Origin of the sequence: Flavobacterium chungnamense, assembly GCF_039539165.1 — a bacterium.
GTDB lineage: Bacteria > Bacteroidota > Bacteroidia > Flavobacteriales > Flavobacteriaceae > Flavobacterium > Flavobacterium chungnamense.
On sequence record NZ_BAABCS010000020.1, the window covers coordinates 105,336 to 128,302 of the forward strand.

The following is a 22,967-nucleotide window of genomic DNA, read 5'->3' on the forward strand; positions in this document are numbered from 1 at the left end:
AAATTTAATAATCAAATCGTTCCACAATTGCGTTGAATTCGTATTTGTTTATCCAATTTTGTTTGATACTTTCTTCTTTTATAGCCACTACTCTACTTCTAAATTCGTCTAAAATTCCTTTCTCAATCATAAAACTAATGGCTTGTTCAAAGGAATTGAGCATACTTTTATAAAATGCTTCTTGATTAATTTGCTTTTCAGATGATAAGGTTTGCGCAATTTCTATGTTATAAAGCATGACATCAACAATTATAAAAGAATCTACTCCAAGTGTAATAAAATGTTTGATGAATTTCTGAGCTGTAGAGCGACGCATTTTAGGTTTTTTGCCACGAATTGGGTAATATTCGTTTGAGATTTTGAGTTTAGCATCTTTAACTAAATTTCTTTCATTTGGATTAAAAACAAAATCATAATACACCTTTACATCTTTAAATTTGTCGTAAAGCTCTATCAATTGCTCTTCCAATTGCTCTTTATTCAATTCGGATAAATACTTTTTTAAATCGCGTTTGCTCATAATAAATGCTAAATTATTGCAAAAGTAACTTAGTTTGTAGGATTTTAAATAATGATATGCTTAATTTTACATCCCAAAAAAAGTTCAATGATAAAGATTTTCAAATTTACGGCTATTGCAGAAGGAATATCTTATTTGGTTTTATTTGCTAACATGCTACTTATCAAGCCAAATAATATCGATTTATACAAAAAACTATTATATCCAATTGGAATGGCTCATGGTGTTTTATTTATTGGTTATGTTGTTTTAGCATTTTTAATTATGAAAAGCCAAAAGTGGTCTTTCAAAGATTTATTTGTCGTACAATTGGCTTCATTATTGCCTTTTGGTACATTCTATATTGAAAAAAAGTATGTAAAAAATGCATAAAATAATTGAGAAAATATTTGGTTGGTTGTATCCATTACTTCGTAAAATGAGTTTTGGTGATACACTTGCATCCTATATAAGTTTGGTTTTAAACATCATTATTTTATGTGTTTTAGCCTATTTAATTTATGTTGTTTTCCGACTTGTTTTGGTAACAATTATGGCAGTTGTAGCTAAAAAAACTAAAACTCATTTTGATGATTTGTTGGTTTCCAATCAAACGGCAAAATATATTGCTCATCTGATTCCGTTTTTATTTATTTACAAATCGGTTCTTGTAATACTTGATGCTTATGTTTATTGGGAAACTGTTTTCGGAAAATTGGTTGGTATATACATCATTTTACTTTCTTTATGGATTGTTCGAAGTCTATTAAAAGCTATTCGTGACTATTTAAAAGACCAACCAAAATATAGTGACAAACCAATAGATAGTTACATTCAAGTAATTATGATTGTGTTATGGATTGTTGGAGTTGGTGTTATTATTTCAAAGATATTTGATATAACAACGAATACATTATTTGGAACTTTAGGAGCGATTTCGGCCATCGTGATTTTGATTTTTAGAGATACCATTCTTGGATTTGTAGCAAGTGTTCAAGTTTCTTTAAACGATATGGTTCGAATTGGAGATTGGATTACTTTTGATAAATATGGAGCTGATGGTGATGTAATAGAAATAAATTTAGCAACAGTAAAAGTTCGTAATTTTGACAACACAACAACTACTATTCCTACGTATAGTCTAATTTCAGATTCTTTTAGAAATTGGAGAGGAATGTTAGATTCTGATGGACGACGAATTAAAAGATATATTTTAGTTAAAGCAAAAAGTATCCGATTTTTGAATGATGACGATTTGCAAAAAATGAAGCGAATTCAATTGATTTCGCATTATATTGATGTTCGTCAAGAAGAAATAAATAAGTATAACAAAACTTATAAAGTAGATAAATCGCTATCCATTAATGGTAGAAACATGACAAATTTTGGTTTGTTCCGAAAATATATTACAAATTATTTAGAACATTATCCTGGAATTAATAAAAATATGATTCTGCTTTGTCGTCAATTGCAACCTACTCCTCACGGAATGCCTTTAGAAATTTATGTTTTTTCTAAAGACCAACGATTTGAGCAATACGAATATATCATGGCCGATATTTTTGATCATATTATAGCATCAATAGCCTATTTTGATTTAGAAATTTACGAAATGCCGACCGATAGAATGACTTTAGAAGAATAATTATTTTTTCAATCGATCTTCAACGTATTCAATTTTTGTTTTGCCATGTGCTTGAGGTTTTCCGTTTAAACCTACACTTACCATAGTTATGGTGTCAATGGTAATGATGGTTTCTTTGGTCATCATGTTTCTTACTTCGCACATTAAAGTTAAAGAAGTTGTACCAAATTTCACTACGTCAATTCCAATTTCAACAATATCGCCTTGTTTTGCTGATGCTCTAAAATTAATTTCCGACATATGTTTGGTTACAATTCTAGGGCTTTCTAGTTGAATTATGGCATATAAAGCGATTTCTTCGTCAATCCAAGCCAATAAACGTCCACCAAACAAAGTGCTATTTGGATTTAAATCTTCGGGTTTAACCCATTTTCTTGTATGAAATCTCATTTGAAAAATAATTTATTTAGCAAATTTAGGGATTTCGTTTTTGCATTATGATAAATTGATTATAAATTAAATTGTTTTATCTAGTAAAATTATTTAAACAAATTACTTTTTGTTTTCAAAAAAAGTTGTTAATTACGTGTAAACCATTATATTTGCAAATTAATAGTATATATAACCTATTTTACAATATGAAAAAAATTACATTATTGTCTTTATTGTTGACTTCTTCTATGTCAGTTCTTGCGCAAGATAATGAAGTTAAGAAAGATACAGCGTCTTCTGAATATAACAAATGGACAATTGAAGCAACTGCTGGTCAAGCAAAAGGAGTTCGACCATATTCTACTGGATATTTTTCAAGTGACCCAGGTACTTTTTTAGGTAAACCACAAGCAAATAGCTTCTCATTAGGTGCTAGATATATGTTTAGTCCAGTTTTTGGTATTAAAGGAGGTTTACATTTTGAAGAAATAAAAAATATTAAAAACAATGGTAGTTTACCTTTTAAAATGCAACAAATTGGTGTTTCATTTCAAGGTGTTGTAAATGCTAATCGTTTATTCAAAATTCAAGAACCAATGGGTAGACTTGCAATTTTAATACATGGTGGTTTGAAAATCGATGCGATGACATCTAAAACTCCAAATATCATTGAACACGATCACAACTATAATGTAACTGAATACAATGGTGGTTTATTGATAGGTGTAACTCCTGAATTTAGAATTACTAAAAAAATGTCTGTTATTCTTGATGTAACTGTTCAAAATAACTACAGACAACACTTCAATTGGGATGGAACCTATTCAGAAATTGAGAATAACTTAAATGGTCAATTAATTACTTCTTCATTGGGATTAACTTATTCTTTCGGAAGAAATGAACTTCATGGAGATTATACTATCTTAAAAGACAAGAACATTGAAGAAATTGAAACACTTAACAAGAGAATTGGTGATGTAGAAACTTTAATGAATGATACAGATAAAGATGGTGTAGCTGATTATTTAGATCAAGAAAACAATTCTGTAGCTGGTGTTGCTGTTGATACAAGAGGTAAAATGGTTGATATTAACAGAAATGGTGTTCCAGATGAATTAGAAAGATATATTGACAAATCATCTAAAGAAACTTCAGAAAAATCTAATTCTGACATGATTAAGCGTTTAGTAAACGAAGGTTATGTAACAACGTATTTTGATACAGCTAAGGTTAAACCTACAAATGTTTCAACTGAAGGAATTGACTTTATTAGAACTTATTTGAAAAACAACCCTACGGCATCAGTAGACATTATTGGTCATGCAGACGAAATTGGATCTAACGAGCGTAATGATGCATTGTCTAAAGGACGTGCAGAAGCTGTTAAAGCAATTTTAGTTAAAGCAGGAATTGATGCTTCAAGACTTAATATAGTTAGTTCAGGTGAAGATACATCAGTAGATGTTGATTCTGATGGAGCTAGAAAACTTGTTAGAAGAGTAACTTTCAAAATCAAAGAATAATTAACAATTAGTTCTTAATAAATATAAATGAACCTCTGTTTTACGACAGAGGTTTTTTTATAACTTTAAATAAAAAATATGGAAGCTAGAGATATATCAATTTTAGAATTACGTGGTTCTTCAATAGGAAACATTACTGAGCAATCTTCATCAGAAGAAATTTTTCAAAACAAGACCTTGAGACCAATACTAAAATTTCAAAATGATTTATTTATTGAAGTTTTTATGAATTATGCTGTTAAGCAAAAAGGTGTTTTCTTCACGCTTTCACCTGATAAAAAGATGGCTTATATAGAAAATACTATACAACGCGACATAAAATTTAGAAACTCACTAAAAGGAATGGTATTCGGTTTATTTACAACAGAGGAATACAACACTTACACTAAAAATTCCTCTAATTTGAATAAGAGAATGATGAACATGTTAATAGAAAGATTGAAAAGTCAGATTCAAGTTTTTGAAAATGTGACGATGTAAAATCGAAGAAGATAAAATCACCTATGAGAAAGTATTTTTTAGTTTTCCTTTTTTTAATAAACCTGTACTCCTATTGTCAAGAAATAAAACCTACCAAAAAATATGATTTTGCTTTTTCACCCGGAATCATTTTGCAAGGAAATACGTTTAATGAGCTTAATTTGACCATTGGTAAGATTTCAACAGAGAATTGGACTGTAGGAATCGTTGGTTGGAGATTAGGGATTGAATCTAATTTTAAATACGATAGGGAATTTATTATTGCACCAAAAATAGGTTATGATATTTCTATGACTTACTTTACAGTAAGGTTGTCAGGGATTAATTATTTTCAAAATAAAAATTCTGAATTTAGAATTTTGCCAAAAATTGGTGTTAGTTTAGGCGGAAGTTTTTGTTTAACTTATGGTTATGGGATTAGCCTTAATAAATCAGACATTTCTGGATTATCAAATCATAGAATGGGTTTAAGTTTTAATTTTAATAAACAACTTAATAATACTTTTAGATAATCTATTCCTTTAGTTTTTCAAAAACTTGTAGATTTCCCTCCAACTTGTAGTTTTCAAAGCAATAAATGTATCTAATTCTTCTCTTTTAGAATTGATTTCGGTTGCTCCCAATGCTTCATTATTATTGATAAAAATTCCTTTAGCATTAAGGTTTTTTGCAAATTCCATATCGGTTAATCTATCACCTACCATGAAAGATTTTTTTAAATTGTAATTAGGATTATCAATATATTCGGTAACCATACCTATTCCTGGCTTACGAGTTGGCTTTTTATCATCGGGATAAGAATCATCAATAAAAACTTTACTGAAAACAATCCCTTCATTTTCGAATGCTTTCATGATTTTATTGTGAATGTTCCAAAAAGTTTCTGTAGGAAGAGCTTTTGTTCCCAACCCATCCTGATTGGTAACCATTATAATTTCGAAATCTAATTTTCGAACAATTTTTCCTAAATAGCGAAAAACTTCAGGGTAAAATTCTAATTCTTCAAAAGAATCTAAAACATAATCTGATGCTTTTGCTTCTTTTACAATTGTTCCGTCACGATCGATGAAAAGGATTTTCTTCATTTTATAAAATTTTATTATAAAGCTAATTAAAAAAAGAAACACAGATTGAAGAAATTATAAAAAATCTCTAATCTGTGTTTAAAAATTGTATTTAAAAAATTCAATACAATTTACTCTTCGTTTTCATCACCTTCTTCTTCATTTTGAATCGTGTCTGAACTTGTTCCTACATTTACTCTAATTTCAGTATGACGAACTTCTCCTCCAGTTGTTCCGGTTTGTTTTCCTAAAAAGATTCCAACAGCAGCAATCGTTAATGCTAAGAATGACACTAATTTAGCCTGTGAGTGCTTTTTGATATTTGTATACAATCCAGCAATTGAAACTACACCTAAAAGGTATAATACTATTGCTAATTTTTCGGCCATTTCTTCATGTTCATGAATAATTTTCTTACCAACAGAAGGCATATCCTCAACAATTTCCTCAGCTCCTTCTCCTGTTGCCATACTTAAAGCAGCAAAAATAGCTCCTACGATAAACAAGCTATAAGCTGTATTTTTTACAGAATCATTTTTAAAAACAATTCCTGCAATTAAAACCCCAAAACCAAGAATTATTCCAATAATTGGAAAATGGTTTACTACCATGTGCAAATGTGCGTCGTTCATAATTTAATTTTTAAAATTTTTATTTAATTCTATTGTTTAGCCTAAAATAGTCATTTATTTAACTTTAATTTTTGTAAAACACTTTTAATAAATTACAAAATTCTCATAAATCTTATAGATTAAGATTTAAACTCTAACTCCAAAGATATATCCAACTAGCGCAGATAATGCCATAGCAATTGTTCCCCAAATAGTTATACGTAAAATTGCTTTTTTAACACTTGAACCACCAGTTTTTGCAGCAATACTTCCCAAAACCATAAGAAAAACTATTGTGAAAGCATACAAACAGTATTCCATGTTTTTTATAGGTGCAAAAAGAATAACAAGTAATGGCAATACTCCACCAACAGTAAATGCAGCACCTGAAGAAATAGCAGCTTGTATTGGATTTGCTTGACTTATCTCATTTATTCCTAATTCATCTCTGATATGAGCTCCTAAAGCATCTTTCTCAGTGAATTCAATGGCTACTTGCATAGCTGTTTCTTTTTTTAATCCTCTTTTTTCATATATTTGAGCTAATATTTTCAACTCTTCTTCAGGCATATCTTCCAATTCTTTTATTTCTCTTTCAATATCTGCTTTTTCAGTATCTGTTTGAGAACTCACAGATACATATTCTCCAGCAGCCATCGATAAAGCACCAGCAACTAGTCCGGCTACTGTAGCTAAAATAATTGGCTCTCTTGATGAACTTGCTGCAGCAACTCCAATAGCAAGACTAGAAATAGATATTATTCCATCATTTGCTCCTAAAACTGCAGCTCGCAACCAATTGCTTCTATGTATGTAATGACTGTCTAGATAATTATCTATTGTAATTGTTTCTTTTTCTTTTTTAGATTTAATCATCTTTAAATTGTATTTTAGTTGAATAATTAATCCTTTTAATTTATAATATCAAAAACACCTTTTACAAGAAGTTTAGAATTATTATTTATTTGTTCATTTGGCAGTATTTCAACAAAATTTTCAGAGGAAGTTCCTTTTTGAATCTGAACCTTTTCAAATGAATATCCTTTAGCATCTTCATTCTTTAATAAAAGTACAAAATATTTTTGGTTTTCAAAGATTAAAGCGTCTATTGGAATGGCTAATCCTTTTTTAGAATCGGTTATAATTTGAGATTCAACAAACATTCCTGTCAACAATCTTTGTTTGATAGCATCATCAAGATGTCCATGAACATTAATTGTTCTGTCATTACCTTCAATAGATTTTCCAACTAAATGTACATCAGCATCAAATAGTTCCTTTGAAGCTTCTGGAACAGTGAATTTTATTTTTTGACCAACTTTGATTTTCAAAATATCCTTTTCAAAAACTGCTAATTCTAAATGTAAATGACTCGTATCAACAATTTCTAAAATTACATCAGAAGCTGCTATATACATCCCAACATTAGCATTCATAATTACAATATCACCGGAAATTGGCGAATAAATAGTTACAATAGAAGTCAATTTTCCTTTTTCAACATTACTGGGATTGATGTTTAACAAAAGTAGTTTAGCTCTTAAACTTTGATACATTCCTTTGGTTCTTCGATAATCGCTTTCTGCTTTTAGGTAATTTTTTTGAGAAGTGATTTTCTCATCATATAACGTTTTTTGCCTTTCAAATTCCGATTTTAAGTAAGTGATTTGTTCAGCAACTTCAAGATAATCTTTCTGAATATCTAAAAACTCTGTGTTTTCCATTGTTAAAAGTGCTTGTCCTTTTACAACTTTATTTCCAACCAAAAGACTTGTAGACTTTACATATCCTCCAATAAATGAAGTGATTTTAGCTCTATTTTGTGGCGGAACATCTATCCTTCCTGAAGCTTTTACTGTTACATCAAAATCTTGTTCTATTGGAGTTCCAACTTCCATTGCCATAGTTTTAAATTGATTTGTAGAAATCACAGTTAAACCGTCATTTTTCTCTGCTGGAGCTTCTGTTTTGGCATCTTTGCATGAAATTAGTAAAGTAGTCGCTGCAAATATATATAGTATTTTTTTCATCGTAAATTAGTAATTAAGGTAGTGTAAATCAAATTGGGTTTTGTTGTATTGTAACACATTTTCAAGATAATCCACTTGAATTGATGTGGCGTTTTCTAAAGAGGTAATGTATTGAAAAAAATCTATTTCTCCATGTTTATAGCTCATATCTGCTACTTTTATAATTTCTTTAGCCAATTTTTCTCCGTATTCTTTATAGTATTTTATTCCTTCTTCATGTTTGATTAATTCATTTTTCTTTTGCGAAATGAATTGCTCCATTTTAGTTTGCTCGTTTTGTTTTTGTTGTTCCCAACTTTGTAACTCTAAATTGGCAACATTAATTTTAGCTTTTGTTCCTCCAAACAAAATTGGAACTGATAAACCTAATTGAAATCCATATAAAGACTGCGATAAACCATTGTTTTTTCCTTGAAAATACTCTAAATTTAGATCAGGCAAATAATGTTGTTTTTGAAGTTTAGTATTAGATTGAAATGTTTTTGTAATATTCTCAAAATAAGAATTATATAAGTCTTTACTTGAACTTTCAATTATTGTATTATTTGGAATTAATTTGTCATTTTTTATGATTGTATTTTCATCCGATTGTAACAACCCTTTTAGCATTTCATAATTAGCCAATTTGTCTTTTTCAATTTGCAATAATTTAGTTCTGATTTGTCTAAACTTACTTTGAGCTGTAATTTTTTCAAGGTAATTGGTTTCTCCTAATTCAAAACGTCTATCACTTGCTTTAGAGAAGTTTTGATACAAACTATCTAAATACTTATATAATTTTTCTTGATTTTGATAATAAACAATATGGTTATAAACTTTTGCAACTTCATTTGACAATCTATTTTTGGTGATTTCAAAATTTGATTTTTCTCTTTCATATTCAGCAGAATATAATTTCTTTTGAGCACCATATACTGTTAGAAATGAAAATCGTTGTTGTACTCCGAATACTTTTAAAGGTAAATTATTTAAAGCCAAATTATTTTGATCGTAGCTATAATAAACATTCGTTTTATCAAACGAATAAGCTGTTTTTATATTTGCTTTTGATTTATCAATTTGCAACTGTGCAACTTTGATTGATTTATTATTTAGATGCGCTTTAGCAATTAAACTATCCAATTCAGGATTATTATTTTGCGAAAATGCAAGTGAGGAACTCAATAATAACAAGATAATTGTAGCATTGGTATGAATTTTAAACTTAGGTTTTTTACCTTCTTTTTTATCTAAAAGTTTGTATAAAATTGGAAGTACAATCATGGTTAAAATGGTTGCTGTAAAAAGTCCTCCAATAACAACTGTCGCTAACGGACGTTGCACCTCTGCTCCTGCTGATGACGAAATTGCCATTGGTAAAAAACCTAAAGCTGCAGCAGCTGCTGTTAGTAAAACTGGACGTAATCTATCGGTTGTACCTTTCAAAATTAGTTCGTTTATGTCTTTCATTCCTTGGTGTTTTAGTTCTTTAAAATGTTCAATAAGTACAATTCCATTAAGAACTGCGATTCCGAAAAGTGCAATAAATCCTACACCTGCCGAAATACTAAATGGCAAATCACGAATCCAAAGAAATAATATTCCTCCAACCGCTGAAAGTGGAATTGCCGAATAAACCATCAAAGCTTCTTTTACAGAACCAAACGCAAAATACAATAGAATGAAGATTAGAAATAAAGCAATTGGAACTGCAATCAATAAACGCGCTTTAGCACTTTGAAGGTTTTCAAATTGACCACCATAAGTTACATAATAACCTTCTGGTAATTTTATTTTTTCATTTACAATTTTTTGAACATCAGTTACAACACTTTGCAAGTCGCGGTTTCTAACGTTTATTCCTACTACAATTCTTCTGCGAGTATTGTCTCTTGAAATTTTCGCTGGACCTTCTGTATACTCAATTTGTGCCAATTCTTGTAACGGAATTTGTTCTCCATTTGGAGTTGGAACATATAGATTTCTCAAATTATCAATATCTTGACGGTTGGTTTTTTCTAAACGAATTACCATATCAAAACGTTTTTCGCCTTCAAAGACAGTTCCAACCGTTTTTCCTGCAAAACCAAGAGCTATCATTTCGTTCAAATCAGCAATATTTAATCCGTAACGAGCAATTTTCGAACGATTGTAAACCACACTCATTTGTGGTAAACCTTCCGTTTTTTCAATAATAATATCGGATGCACCTTCTACATCTGCAATAGCATATTTTATTTGTTCTGCTCTTTTTGCTAAAACATTCAAATCTTCTCCAAATATTTTAATAGCAACATCGCTCCTAGTTCCCGAAATTAATTCGTTGAATCGCATTTCTATTGGTTGTGTAAATTCAATTTCCATGTTTGGAATTTGCTCTTCAATTTCAAATTTAATTTTATCGGCCAATTCATCTTTAGAATCCGCAGAAACCCATTCGCCTTTTGGTTTTAGTTTTACAATAATATCTGATTCTTCCATGCTCATTGGATCGGTTGGCACTTCGGCAGCTCCAATTCTACTTACAACTTGCGTTACTTCTGGAAAATTTTTTAGAATAATCTTTTCAATTTTTGTTGTAGTTTCTATTGTTTTAGTTAGTGAAGTTCCTGTTTTTAAAACCGGTTGAATTACAAAATCACCTTCATCTAAAGTTGGAATAAACTCGCCACCCATTGTTGTAAAAAGTACGATTGCAAATACTAATAATGATAATGCTCCATAAATTACTTTCTTAGTATTACTTAGAGCCCAATTGATTACAGGCAAATACCACGAATTCATCTTGCTGATTAATCGAGAAGAAAAAGAATTTGGATTTTCTTCTTTAGGTTTTAAGAACAATGAAGAAACTACTGGAACATAAGTGAAACAAAGTAGCATTGCTCCTACTAATGCAAAACTAAAGGTCATTGCCATTGGTTTGAACATTTTTCCTTCAACACCAGATAGTGAAAGAATTGGAATGAAAACTATTAGAATAATTAACTGGCCAAATACAGCAGAATTCATCATTTTGGAAGCACTTTTATAAGTGATTTCGTCAATTTGAATTTGACGTTCTTCTTTGGATAAATTAACTAAATGTCTTGATTTGTGAGCAATTTGAAAAGCGATAAACTCTACAATAATTACGGCTCCATCAATTATAATCCCGAAATCGATTGCTCCTAAACTCATTAAGTTAGCATCAATTCCAAAGATGTTCATAAATGAAATTGCAAACAACAAACATAGCGGAATTACTGATGCTACAACCAATCCTGAACGCCAATTTCCTAACAAAAGAACGACTACAAAAATTACTATTAAACAACCTAAAATTAGGTTTTCAGCAACGGTAAACGTAGTTTTTCCAACTAGTTCACTTCTTTCTAAAAATGGGTTGATATAAACTCCTTTGGGTAATGTTTTTTCGATTTCGGCAACTCTTGCTTTCACATCACCAATTACTTGCTTAGAGTTTCCTCCTTTTAGCATCATTACTTGACCAAGTACTTTTTCGCCTTCACCATTTCCTGTAATTGCTCCAAAACGATTGGCACTTCCAAAACCAATTTGTGCAACATCTTTTACATAAATTGGAATTCCGTTATCATTTTTAACAACAATATTCTCAATATCTTCAAGCGATTTTACTTTTCCTTCGCCACGAATAAAATAGCTTTGATTTACTTTTTCAATATAAGCGCCACCAGCAATGCTATTGTTATTTTCTAAAGCATTGAAAACATCAATAGTTGAAATATTCATCGCTTTAAGTTTAGATGAATTTATGGCTACTTCATATTGTTTTAAATAGCCACCCCAAGTATTTATTTCGACAACACCTTTTATTCCAGATAATTGACGTTTTACAACCCAATCTTGAATAGTCCTTAAATCGGTTACAGAATATTGATTTTTATATTCAGGTTTTACATCTAAAACATATTGATAAATTTCACCTAAACCAGTTGTGATTGGACCCATTTCTGGAGTTCCAAAACCTTGTGGAATTTTTTCTGAAGCTGTTTTTATTTTTTCTGCTATCAATTGTCTTGGAAGATATGAACCCATATCATCTTCAAAAACAATGGTTACTACAGAAAGTCCGAATTTAGAAATGGAGCGAATTTCTTTTACGCCTGGCAAGTTTGCCATTTCAATTTCTACTGGATAAGTAATGAATTGTTCGATATCTTGAGTGGAAAGATTTCTTGAAGTTGTAATTACTTGAACCTGATTGTTGGTTACATCTGGAACTGCACCAATTGAGATTTGAAAGACAGAATATATTCCGAATCCGAAAATTCCTATAGTAATCAATAAAACTATTAGTTTGTTTTTTAAGCTAAAAGCGATGATTTTTTCAAGCATTTTCTTTCAATTTTCTTTTAACAAAGATAGTCAATTGATAAAAATTAAAACTTAGTAAAAACTTAATATCTAATTAGGAAATTCTTAAATTTACAGAAGTACCTTCCTCTTTTATACTTTTAATATTTAATTCTATAGAAAGTAAATTGCATAATCTTTTAACAATTGATAGACCAAGTCCAGTTCCTTTGATTTCAGGATGATTAGAAACATCGGAACGATAAAAAGAATTAAATATCTTATCTAAATCTTCTGAACTAATACCTATACCATTATCAGACACTGAACAAATAATTATATCATTTTCATTACTTAAATGAATAGTTATTTTACCATTATCATTAGAATATTTTATAGCATTTGAAATTATATTGCTAAAAATAATAGAGACTAAATAGGAATCTGATTTTATATAATAATCTTCTTGAAAATTGGCAACAATTGTTATTTTTTTCTCTTTAATTTTTTCAGAAAATCTAGCTGTTGCATCAAGAATTAATGAATTAAGATATACTTGCTCACTTCTGATATTTTGCTTTTGATTTTCAAAACGTGCTAATAAAAGTAACTGATCAACTAGATTATTTAATCTATCAACTTCTGTTATGCAAAAATTGATTTTATCTTCATATTCTTTCTTTTCTCTAGGCTTTCTTATTAATACCTCCATTGTTCCTTTTATTACAGCCAATGGAGTTCGAAGTTCATGTGAAGCATCTGAGGTAAATTGTTTCTCACGTTCAATTGCATTTTCAATTCTATCTAAAAGATTATTTATCGTTTCAGAAAGTGTGTACAATTCATCTTTATTATTTGGAAGTTGTATTCTAGATTTTAAATTATCTCTAGTTATAGTACTAGACGTTTCAATTATTGAAGTTACTGGTTTGATGCTTCTTCCTGCAATAAGTCTTGCAATCAAGAATAAAACAACTAATATTAGAGGAAAAGCAATTAAAAGTATTTTTTTTAAATTCGATAATATCATAGTGGCATCATCGAGTGACATTGCTACTATAACGTGACCAATTATTTTATTATTGTCTACAAGTGGAACTTGAATTTGTCTTATTGGTTTATTATTTAAATAGTTATCTACCAGAACATTATCTTTTTCTTTACCATTTAATTTTAATAAAATTCCCTTAAGATTGGGTGACTTGTCAATAAGTTGGTCGTTAATGTCATGAAACTGAACAAATACTGGATTAACATCAACAGTATTATGCTCTCTTGCCCGCCATTGATCAACTTGTATTAAATAAGTATTATTTCTATCGATTTCTATTTCACCTAAATGCTTTTTGACTTCATCATTTATATCATCATTGATATGATTATCAACACTATAATAAATGACTTGATAAATTACAATAAATACAAAGGCTATTAGTAAAGCAGTACTAATAATATAATTGAAGGCAATTCTATTTCTGAATGAAAATGTGAACATATTTAGCTAATGTCATTGGCAATGTAGCCAACGCCTCTTATTGTTTTAATGCAATCATTTTCTTTACTTAAGTTAAGTTTTTTTCGAATAGCATTCATAAAAACATCTATTACTCCAGTATCATATTCAAAATGAATATCCCAAACATCTTCAATAATTTGGGCTCTTGTACAAACATTTCCTTTATTTTTTATTAGATAAACCAATAATTCAAATTCTCTTTGTGTTAGAGAAACTTCTTTATCATCAACAAAAACTTGATATTTACTTAAATCAACTTTAATATTTGAAAGTACCAATTGTTTAACTTCATCAATAGTTCTAAAATGAATTTTTATTCTCTCTAATAATTCTTCAAAGCTAAAAGGCTTTTTAATATAATCATTAGCACCTGATTTTAATCCTTCAATAGTTTCTTGAATAGTATCTTTTGCAGTAAGAAATATAATTGGTGTTTTTGAATCTGTTCTTCTAAATTCTTTGCAAACTTCAATACCAGACATTTTAGGTAACATCCAATCTAACAAAATTAAATCTGGCTTATTTGTAATAGCTAAATTCAAACCCGACAAACCATCTGGTGCTACGATTATTTCATAACTTTCTTCTTCTAAACCTTGTTTTAGAAAATCTGAAATTCCTTTTTCGTCTTCAACTATTAAAATTTTCATTACTATTGCATTACAAATTTGAATCCTAAACTAGCTATATTTGAACTTAAACCATCACTTCTATCATAATGATTGAATCTAAAATCAATATTTTTTAAACCAAATTTCCAAATTTTTGAGCTTGTAAAAATATCCGTGTAAGATACTCCTAGCCCATATTGATTGGCATTAAATGATGATAAATCATAATCTGAAGTATAGAATTCTTCTGTTGATAAATGTTTTTCAAACGGAGCAAAATATTTAGATTGTGTTTGTGTATAATAACGGTACATTGGAGATAAAGTGAATTTATCTGTCAATTTAATAGGCACTTCTATAGATGCTGTATGTGCTGTAATATCCCAATTATCTGTATAATATCTGTAATATGTTCGAACGACAAATGTTTCATTTATGTAGTAGTTCCAACGCAAACCAATAGGCAATTTGAAACGAGAACTTGGTAATTTTTCTATGGCATCAGCTAATCTGTATCCAACTGAATTAGAACTATTTTCATAATTTGCAACACTAATATTCCCGTAAAAAAAATCAGGTTTATCTGCAAAATAAATTCTGTGATAAGGCGTTGAAAGTTTTCCATCTTGTTGCACTAAATCGAAGAAAATAGAAAATTGCGTTTTCTTAGTAAGAACTTGTGAAAAACTTATTGAAGCTGAATAAGAATTACGAGCTGTACTATCCCAAGCAACAAAATTTGGGCTAAATAATGGATTATAACTAGGATAATTTCCATTACGCAATTCACCAGGATATATAGGTCTCCATTGGTCTAGGTAAGCGTTTACTTTTACAGAAACTTCAGAATTTTTATCGTTGAATAACTTAGAAATTCCTCCTCCAAAACCTATTGAAGTATAATCATATTCGTTAGAAAATGAAACATCGGCATTCCAAATAAAATTTCTATCATTACTGCTATGACTATAATTAGCAACCAAAGAAACTAAAGCATCTTGCTCTGAAGCACCAGAAGAACTTTGCCATGGCGTTGGATTTTTAGAATCGTAAGGATTAATGTTACTTGATGAAGCTGATGTATAAGCTGAAATTCCTGCGTCTATGGTAAGAATATCATCATCATTCATAGGAATTGCTACAACAATATTAGATGCAATATCGGTCAATTTTTCTGAACCAATTCCTCCTGATACAGATGAATGAACTCCATCTTGATTATAATAACTGAGCATAAAATCAACTTCTGTTGACTCTAATACTCTTTTTTTGAAAGTTACTGTAGTATCTTTTACCACTTCGGTTTCTTGTGAAAAGACCAAGGCTGAAAAAAGAAAAAATACTATTACTAATTTATTTTGCATGATTTATTGAAAATTAATTGCATCCACAACCACCACCAGATTTTCCCCCATTTGCTCCTGCTGCAGCTTCTCTATAAACTTGAAAAGCAGTTTCATATCGTTCAGTCGATTTTGCTGAAAGCTTCATTTCTGTACTGTTAACTTTAGCTTTTTCATATTGCTTCACTGTATTACATGATTGTAAAACAATTACAGAAAAAACTACTAATGCTATTTTCTTAAACATGGCGTAATTAATTAAGATTTATATTTTTGAATATCAATTCCTTTTGATGTATGTATTTTTCCTTTGTCATCAACTATAATACATTCTATTCCTTTAAGTTGGTTTACTAAATCCAATCCAACATCTATTCCTAATACAAAAATTCCAGTTGCTAAAGCATCTGCTATTTCAGTTTGTTTTGCAAATACAGACACACTAACAATCCCTGTTGCTGGATAACCTGTTCTCGGATCAATGATATGCGAATATCTTACACCATTAAACATTACAAATTTTTCATAGCTTCCTGAAGTTTCCACTGCACTATCTTCAAGTGGAAATGTTGCAAAAACCTTATTTTTATTCATCGGATTTATAATTCCGATTGCCCAAGGCTTATCATCTATTTGTTTTCCCCAAGTATTTATATCGCCAGAAACATTTACAATCCCTGATTTGCATCCTTCATTTTGCAATAATGCCTTTACTTTATCTGCAATGTATCCTTGACCAATTCCTCCTAAACCCAACTTCATTCCTTTTTCTTTCAAGAAAATTGTTTTGGTTGAGTCATTCATTATTATCTTTTCGTAACCAATTTTTTCAACAGAACTTTTAATTGCTTCTTTAGTTGGCATTTCTTTCATGCTACCATCAAACTTCCAAATTTTATCCATCGAAGCGTATGAAATATCAAAAGCTCCATTGGTTAGTTTTGAAATTTTATTTGCTCTTGTTACCAATTGAAAAACTTCATCATCAACTTTTACAGGATTGATTCCAGCATTTTTGTTGACTTCAGAAATTTGTGTGGTTGGAATCCAATCAGAAATCAAATTCTCAATTCTTTTAACTTCAGCAACGGCTTTGTCAATGAAATAGTTACCTTGAATAGTATCTTTAGCTACTACAGTAATTTCAAACGGACTTCCTAACATTGACAACTTTCTTTTATGCACAATTTGCCCAAAAGAATTGATAGTAATTAGTGAAATAAATAGTAATAAGAACTGTTTCATTATTTATTTAATGATTCTATTAGCTTAACATACTCCTCAGCGGTAACGTTTTTAAAACCTGTCATTCCTATAACTTTTCCAGATTTATCTATAAGAACAACAAGTGGAAAATTACCTTCTTTATTATATTTTTCAGATAATTTTTTATTTCCTTCTGCAATTTCTTTTGGCAATTGATTAGCTCGTTTATTTGGAAAATCTGCTCTTAATAAGATTAATTTTTTTTCAGAATATTGTTTAAAAACTTCAGATTTCCAAACTACTTTTTCTAATTTTATACATGGTGCACACCAATCAGAACCTGAAAAAACTAATAATATATTTTTGTTTTCTTTAGCTGCTGCTGCTTTTGCCTCTTCAAAATTAGTTTTCCAATCTTGTGAATAGCCAATTGCACTAATGATTAGCATAATAAGAACAATACCTTTTTTCATAGAAGTTTATTTTAAGTACAATTTACAAATTTAATTCAAATCTATAACGCAAAATTATTCATAATATTCATGTAACGATTGATTATTTAGTTTTCTTAAGCGAATTTTAATCTTAAGCTAATATTAAGTTGATATTAAGTTATCCTTAAACAAAATTCAATGTAAATAAAATAGGTTTGTTTAAATTTTTTGTAATGCAATTATTCAACAAACGTTCACCAATAATAAATTTAGGGCTTCTTTATTTGTTAGTTAGTTTTATAACAAGAATTATATTGTTATGTCATCCTATAACCCAATCTAGCTTTTCATTTGTTGACATAGTAAAAATATTTTCTTTAGGATTATTATCCGATGTATTTATTTTTATACTATCAAGTTGTTTTCTTTGGATTTACATATTGTTTTTATCCAATTCTAAATACCAAAAACCCTGGGGTTATATCATTTTTGGATTCCTAATTTTACTTTTATTATACCTTCTATCTGGTAAATCCATTTTACATGAATATGGAGGTTCCTTACCAGAAATTGGAATTGCTTTCGTCTCTTTGAAGGCCATTTTATTTGGATTGATGCTTTCTTTACCAAGATATAGAAGTAAAATTAGATTGATATTATTCTCTGTTACTATCTTCATTTTTGTTTTGATAATTATACAAAATGCTGTTAGTGAATACTTTTTTTGGAATGAATTTGGCGTTAGATACAACTTTATAGCTGTAGATTATCTAGTTTACACTAATGAAGTAATTAAAAACATCATGGAATCTTATCCTGTGATTCCTTTGTTTACAGGAGTTGGTATATTAACATTACTTATTACCTTGCTTATTGTAAAACGCTCTAAATCATTTTTAAATAAGTTGCCTTCATTCAATGAGAAAGTCAAATCATCTATTCTATATTCTATCATTTTTGTTGGTGCAATATACATTATACCATTTTTAGCAAAACAAGAAACTTCGCATAATGTTTTTACTAACGAATTACAATCTAATGGTATACATCGTTTTTATTTAGCCTTTATGAATAGTGAATTGGATTATAATAAATTTTACAAAACATTACCTGATGATAAAGCTTTTGCGACTATTGAAAAATTAGTACCTGGAATTTCTCAAAATTTTTCAACAAGAACTATATCAAGTATAAATCCTGAAAATAGAAAAAATGTTGTATTAATTACCATTGAAAGTTTGAGCGCTGATTTTTTAAAAGCTTATGGAAATGATCAAAACATTACTCCTTTTCTTGATAGCTTAGCAAGTCAAAGCTTGCAATTTTCAAATCTTTATGCTGTTGGAAATAGGACAATTAGAGGCTTAGAATCAGTTACTTTATGTCTTCCTCCTACTGCTGGAGAAAGTGTTGTAAAACGAAAAGACAATAAAAATAAATTTTCAACTGCATCTATTTTTAAATCGAAAGGATATCAAGTCAACTTTCTTTATGGAGGTGATGCTTACTTTGATAATATGGAAGATTTTTTCGGAGGAAATGGTTATAAAATAACTGACAAAAAAACTTTAAAACCAGAAGAAATTACATTTTCAAATGTTTGGGGAGTTTGTGATGAGGATATGGCTAAAAAGGCAATACAAGTGATGAACGAAGAATCAAAAACTGGAAAACCTTTCTTCAACCACTGGATGACCGTTAGCAATCATCGTCCTTTTACTTATCCTGATGGAAAAATAGATATTGATTCACATTCTAAATCTCGTGAAGGTGGCGTAAAATATACCGATTATGCATTGAAACAATTTTTTGAAATGGCTAAAAAACAGTCTTGGTTTAAAAATACAGTCTTTATAATTGTTGCAGATCATTGCGCATCGAGCTCTGGTAAAACACAATTACCATTAGATAAATATAGAATTCCAGCATTAATTTATTCTCCTGGGTTTATTCAACCTGCTGTTTATAATAAAATGGTCTCACAAATTGACTTAATGCCTACATTATTTGGTTTGCTAAACTTTAATTACAAAACCAAATTTTTTGGACAAGATGTTTTGAAAACGGATTATCAACCTAGAGCACTCATCGCAACATATCAAGATTTAGGATTGCTGAAAGACAATGTTTTAACCATTCTTTCTCCAAAACAAAAAGTAAAACAATTTAATCTAAAATTAGAACCCAAAGATAATGTAGCTGCAGATTTTCAAATTCACTACGAACAAATTCCAATTGCAAAAGAGAATACAAAGTTGGTTAATGAAACTATTTCATACTATCAAACTGCAAGTTCAATATTAAAGAATAAGAAGTACGAAAAATAAAAACTCCACAGTACAGTCAATTGCATTTGTGGAGTTTTAAAAAGAGTTAAAGTCTAACTTAACTATTACAAAGATATAGCTCATTTTTATAATGGCTATACGTAGTTTTACGTGTTTTACAACAATCCGTTATATTTTCTAATAAACCATTCTGCTGCAAGTGAAATCGCAATTAAAACGAGTAGCCAAATCCAATCAATGAAAGGCGTTTTCTTTACAATATCTTTCTGAATGGCTTTATAATCTTCGTTTTCAAGTAATATTTTAATTAAATCATCTACTTGATTTGGAACAAAAACAGCACCTTTTGTTTGTGAAGCCAATTGTTTCAATTTAGCCATATCCGGATTTACGAATTGCTTTTCGATATCAAAATCTAATATTTCGAAAGTACTAGAATAACTTGCATTTGAATTAAGTTCTTTTACAGTAAACGAATATTGTCCTGCTGCCAAACCATCAAGATTTACTTTGAAACTATTATTCGTTTTTAGCAAATCGTAGCGTTTTACTTGTTTTGTTTTAGAATTTGTTACAGCAATTGTCAAACGAGCTTTCTCGTCAAATTCATAATTTTTATTGAAATATTGTGCCGTAATTTCTAAAGCATCTCCAGAATTATAAAAACGTTCATGATTAACAATAAGTGATTTTTTTGAGTCATTTGAAGCTAAAAATTGAATGGTTTTATCTAAAAAAACATCAAACTCTTCAAATGATTTTTTCTCTATAAAACTATGTGCACGCCATTTCCAAATGTTTTCTCCCATCAAAAAAGCACTTCTCCTACCTTGATTATCAGAAAAAGCTAGTAAAGGTTGATTTGTTTCTACATTTCTAATTCTTGAAGATAAAAGAACGGTAACATTTTCATTAGGAGTTATAGTTCCATAGGCATTCTCAAGTGGTGGAAAATTTTCAAAACCAATATTTTCAGCAGCAAACAAATTAAAATCTGAACTAAAATTTGCTAGAAAATCCTCTTTTTGGGATGACATTCTAAAGTTCATTTGATTTTGTTGAAGATTTAAAAACCCAAAATCGGTGTTATTACCAGTTATAATCCAAGTATTTATTTTCAAATTTTTGTTGGCTTCAAACACTTGCTTAAATTCAGCATTTGGTTGAAATAAAATTAAAACATTATACCTGTTTAAATCATTGATTTTATTAGGTTTAAGAATAGTTACTTTACGTTGTACATTAGTTTCAATACCTCGTTTTAAAGCACCTAAATCTGGATGATTTATAGAAGAAATTATAGCTATTTCTGTTTTCTGATCGATGATTTCTACAGCAAATTTCTTTGAATTATTGTAGGTGTTTTTTTCAGATTCGTTAGAAGAAATTCTTGCATTAAAAATCTGCAATCCAGTTTTATCAGCAGGCAATAAAATATTTAAAACCGCCGATTTATTTGAAGGAGAAAATGAAATACTTTGCTTATTTAAAACATTATTTCCTTGAGAAATAGCAAAATTAGCTGTTACCGATTTCGTTCCTGCATATTGAAGAAATACTTCCACAGGAAATTTATTCTTGTGAAAAGCATATTTATTTACGTTTATCTGACTTATTTTTAAATCTAAATGAGTGGTTGTATCTCCAACAACCAAGGGATAAACTTTATTATTTGCATCAAAACTAAAAACATAATCTGAACCAGAAGTTTGATTTCCATCTGATATCAAAACCGTTGGAAAAGAAAGATTTTTATTGATGCTTTTTAAGTTTTTTGCAACTTCATCAAGATTAGTTTGTTTTCCTTTAAAATTTAAATCATCTGCAGATTCAATAGGTTGAAATTCAGAATCAAAACTATAAGTTTGAACATCAAATTTATCTTTCAGTTTTGAGTTAGAACTTATTTTTTCATAAAGTTCTTTTGCAACTTGATTCGATTTTAAATCTACAATTGAACTTGAATTATCCACTACAATTGGTAAAGGAGTTTTTACAGTTTCAAAAGTACTTCTACTTACGATTGGGTTTATTAATAAAAGTAGTATACCAAAGATGCTTATAAAACGTAAAAAAGCTAAGAGTTTAATCATATTGGACTTACTTTTAGCTTTATAAAAATATTGAAAATAAGACAAACCACCAGCTACTATAACTGACAAGATTATTAATGCTAAAGTGGATTTGTTCATTTTTTAGATAAAAATAATTTTACGTTAACATTCCTCCACAAACATTAAGTACTTGTCCAGAAACATAAGCACTCATGTCTGATGCCAAAAAAAGACAAGCATTAGCTACATCTTCAGGCGTCCCTCCTCGTTTTAAAGGAATTGAATCACTCCAACCTTGAACAACATCTTCGTTAAGTTTTGCAGTCATTTCGGTTTCTATGAATCCTGGTGCGATTGCGTTGCAACGAATATTTCTTGAACCAAGTTCTAACGCAATAGATTTAGTAAAACCAATCATTCCAGCTTTTGAAGCAGCATAATTTGCTTGTCCAGCATTTCCTTTCACTCCTACTACACTACTCATATTAACGATTGATCCTTTTCTGTTTTTCAACATTACTTTTTGAACCGCTTTAGTCATATTGAAAACTGATTTCAAGTTAATTTCGATTACTTTATCAAAATCCTCTTCACTCATTCTCATCAACAAATTATCTTTTGTAATTCCTGCATTGTTGATTAAAACATCAATGTTTCCAAATTCTGCCATAACATCGTCAACTAATTTTTGAGCTTCGTTAAAATCTGCTGCATTTGATTTATATCCTTTTGCTTTAATTCCTAAAGCTGATAGTTCATTTTCTAAAGCCAAAGCTGATTCGACAGATGAACTGTATGTAAAAGCTACGTTTGCTCCATGTTGTGCAAATACTTTTGCAATTCCGCTACCAATTCCACGGCTTGCACCTGTAATAATAGCTACTTTTCCTTCAAGTAATTTCATAATAGTTAGGTATTTTGTTTGTCTATTAAATAAAAGCCAAATATAAGACTAATTTACTATTTCTAAAATATTAGAGTACATTTAAACCTTT

At 29.4% G+C, this 22,967-nt stretch carries 21 protein-coding genes; 6 read left to right on the forward strand and 15 right to left on the reverse strand.

The window, feature by feature from the left end; all coding sequences use genetic code 11:
- Positions 1-4: 4 nt before the first annotated feature.
- Positions 5-520, reverse strand: a complete 516-nt coding sequence (locus tag ABD771_RS10925; RefSeq protein ID WP_345094447.1) for a DUF6155 family protein — start codon at positions 518-520, stop codon at positions 5-7.
- Between the two features lie 87 nt (positions 521-607).
- Between ABD771_RS10925 and ABD771_RS10930 the strand changes: the two genes are divergently transcribed.
- Both ABD771_RS10930 and ABD771_RS10935 read left to right on the forward strand, forming a co-directional pair.
- Positions 608-892 (forward strand): DUF3817 domain-containing protein, encoded by a 285-nt coding sequence (locus tag ABD771_RS10930; protein ID WP_345094449.1) that lies wholly within the window; start codon positions 608-610, stop codon positions 890-892.
- Complete coding sequence (locus ABD771_RS10935) at positions 885-2,144, forward strand: mechanosensitive ion channel family protein (RefSeq protein ID WP_345094451.1); 1,260 nt, start codon at positions 885-887, stop codon at positions 2,142-2,144. The genes ABD771_RS10930 and ABD771_RS10935 overlap by 8 nt, the downstream gene beginning before the upstream one ends.
- Here the strand turns inward: ABD771_RS10935 and ABD771_RS10940 are convergent, their stop codons facing one another.
- A complete protein-coding gene (locus ABD771_RS10940; protein ID WP_345094453.1) occupies positions 2,145-2,534 on the reverse strand; it encodes an acyl-CoA thioesterase in 390 nt (129 codons plus the stop codon).
- A gap of 188 nt (positions 2,535-2,722) precedes the next feature.
- Between ABD771_RS10940 and ABD771_RS10945 the strand changes: the two genes are divergently transcribed.
- From ABD771_RS10945 to ABD771_RS10955, 3 genes are all read left to right on the forward strand, one after another.
- A complete protein-coding gene (locus tag ABD771_RS10945) occupies positions 2,723-4,039 on the forward strand; it encodes an OmpA family protein (RefSeq protein ID WP_345094455.1) in 1,317 nt (438 codons plus the stop codon).
- A gap of 78 nt (positions 4,040-4,117) precedes the next feature.
- Entirely contained in the window at positions 4,118-4,519 is a 402-nt protein-coding gene (locus ABD771_RS10950; protein ID WP_345094457.1) for a glyoxalase, read from the forward strand.
- A 23-nt stretch (positions 4,520-4,542) separates the two neighbouring features.
- On the forward strand, positions 4,543-5,031 hold the full coding sequence (locus ABD771_RS10955; protein ID WP_345094459.1) for a hypothetical protein: 489 nt from the start codon (positions 4,543-4,545) through the stop codon (positions 5,029-5,031).
- Positions 5,032-5,040: 9 nt separating this feature from the next.
- On the opposite strand, the gene hisB is transcribed toward ABD771_RS10955, so the two are convergent.
- From hisB to ABD771_RS11010, 11 genes are all read right to left on the reverse strand, one after another.
- Entirely contained in the window at positions 5,041-5,604 is a 564-nt protein-coding gene (gene hisB / locus ABD771_RS10960; protein ID WP_345094461.1) for a histidinol-phosphatase, read from the reverse strand.
- Between the two features lie 110 nt (positions 5,605-5,714).
- Entirely contained in the window at positions 5,715-6,215 is a 501-nt protein-coding gene (locus ABD771_RS10965; RefSeq protein WP_345094463.1) for a DUF2231 domain-containing protein, read from the reverse strand.
- 126 nt (positions 6,216-6,341) lie between these two features.
- Complete coding sequence (locus tag ABD771_RS10970) at positions 6,342-7,070, reverse strand: VIT1/CCC1 transporter family protein (RefSeq protein ID WP_345094465.1); 729 nt, start codon at positions 7,068-7,070, stop codon at positions 6,342-6,344.
- A 35-nt stretch (positions 7,071-7,105) separates the two neighbouring features.
- Positions 7,106-8,224, reverse strand: a complete 1,119-nt coding sequence (locus ABD771_RS10975; RefSeq protein ID WP_345094467.1) for an efflux RND transporter periplasmic adaptor subunit — start codon at positions 8,222-8,224, stop codon at positions 7,106-7,108.
- 6 nt (positions 8,225-8,230) lie between these two features.
- A complete protein-coding gene (locus ABD771_RS10980) occupies positions 8,231-12,562 on the reverse strand; it encodes a CusA/CzcA family heavy metal efflux RND transporter (RefSeq protein ID WP_345094469.1) in 4,332 nt (1,443 codons plus the stop codon).
- Between the two features lie 73 nt (positions 12,563-12,635).
- Positions 12,636-14,015 carry a sensor histidine kinase gene (locus ABD771_RS10985; protein WP_345094472.1) on the reverse strand — a complete coding sequence of 460 codons (1,380 nt, stop codon included), beginning with the start codon at positions 14,013-14,015 and terminating at the stop codon, positions 12,636-12,638.
- A 2-nt stretch (positions 14,016-14,017) separates the two neighbouring features.
- On the reverse strand, positions 14,018-14,686 hold the full coding sequence (locus ABD771_RS10990; protein ID WP_345094474.1) for a response regulator transcription factor: 669 nt from the start codon (positions 14,684-14,686) through the stop codon (positions 14,018-14,020).
- Between the two features lie 2 nt (positions 14,687-14,688).
- Positions 14,689-16,011, reverse strand: coding sequence for a DUF3570 domain-containing protein (locus ABD771_RS10995; RefSeq protein ID WP_345094476.1), 1,323 nt, complete (start codon positions 16,009-16,011; stop codon positions 14,689-14,691).
- Positions 16,012-16,024: 13 nt separating this feature from the next.
- Positions 16,025-16,237: a DUF4266 domain-containing protein gene (locus tag ABD771_RS11000; RefSeq protein ID WP_345094478.1), complete on the reverse strand. Its 213-nt coding sequence runs from the start codon at positions 16,235-16,237 to the stop codon at positions 16,025-16,027.
- Between the two features lie 11 nt (positions 16,238-16,248).
- Entirely contained in the window at positions 16,249-17,235 is a 987-nt protein-coding gene (locus ABD771_RS11005; RefSeq protein ID WP_344816403.1) for an FAD:protein FMN transferase, read from the reverse strand.
- A complete protein-coding gene (locus tag ABD771_RS11010; protein WP_344816402.1) occupies positions 17,235-17,669 on the reverse strand; it encodes a thioredoxin family protein in 435 nt (144 codons plus the stop codon). The genes ABD771_RS11005 and ABD771_RS11010 overlap by 1 nt, the downstream gene beginning before the upstream one ends.
- Positions 17,670-17,863: 194 nt before the next feature.
- Between ABD771_RS11010 and ABD771_RS11015 the strand changes: the two genes are divergently transcribed.
- The gene (locus tag ABD771_RS11015; protein ID WP_344816401.1) at positions 17,864-19,957 is read left to right on the forward strand and encodes an LTA synthase family protein; all 2,094 of its coding nucleotides are present in this window, start codon (positions 17,864-17,866) and stop codon (positions 19,955-19,957) included.
- A gap of 116 nt (positions 19,958-20,073) precedes the next feature.
- On the opposite strand, the gene ABD771_RS11020 is transcribed toward ABD771_RS11015, so the two are convergent.
- Both ABD771_RS11020 and fabG read right to left on the reverse strand, forming a co-directional pair.
- Positions 20,074-22,110, reverse strand: coding sequence for a hypothetical protein (locus tag ABD771_RS11020; RefSeq protein WP_345094481.1), 2,037 nt, complete (start codon positions 22,108-22,110; stop codon positions 20,074-20,076).
- A 19-nt stretch (positions 22,111-22,129) separates the two neighbouring features.
- Positions 22,130-22,876 carry a 3-oxoacyl-[acyl-carrier-protein] reductase gene (gene fabG, locus ABD771_RS11025; RefSeq protein ID WP_345094483.1) on the reverse strand — a complete coding sequence of 249 codons (747 nt, stop codon included), beginning with the start codon at positions 22,874-22,876 and terminating at the stop codon, positions 22,130-22,132.
- Between the last annotated feature and the right edge of the window lie 91 nt (positions 22,877-22,967).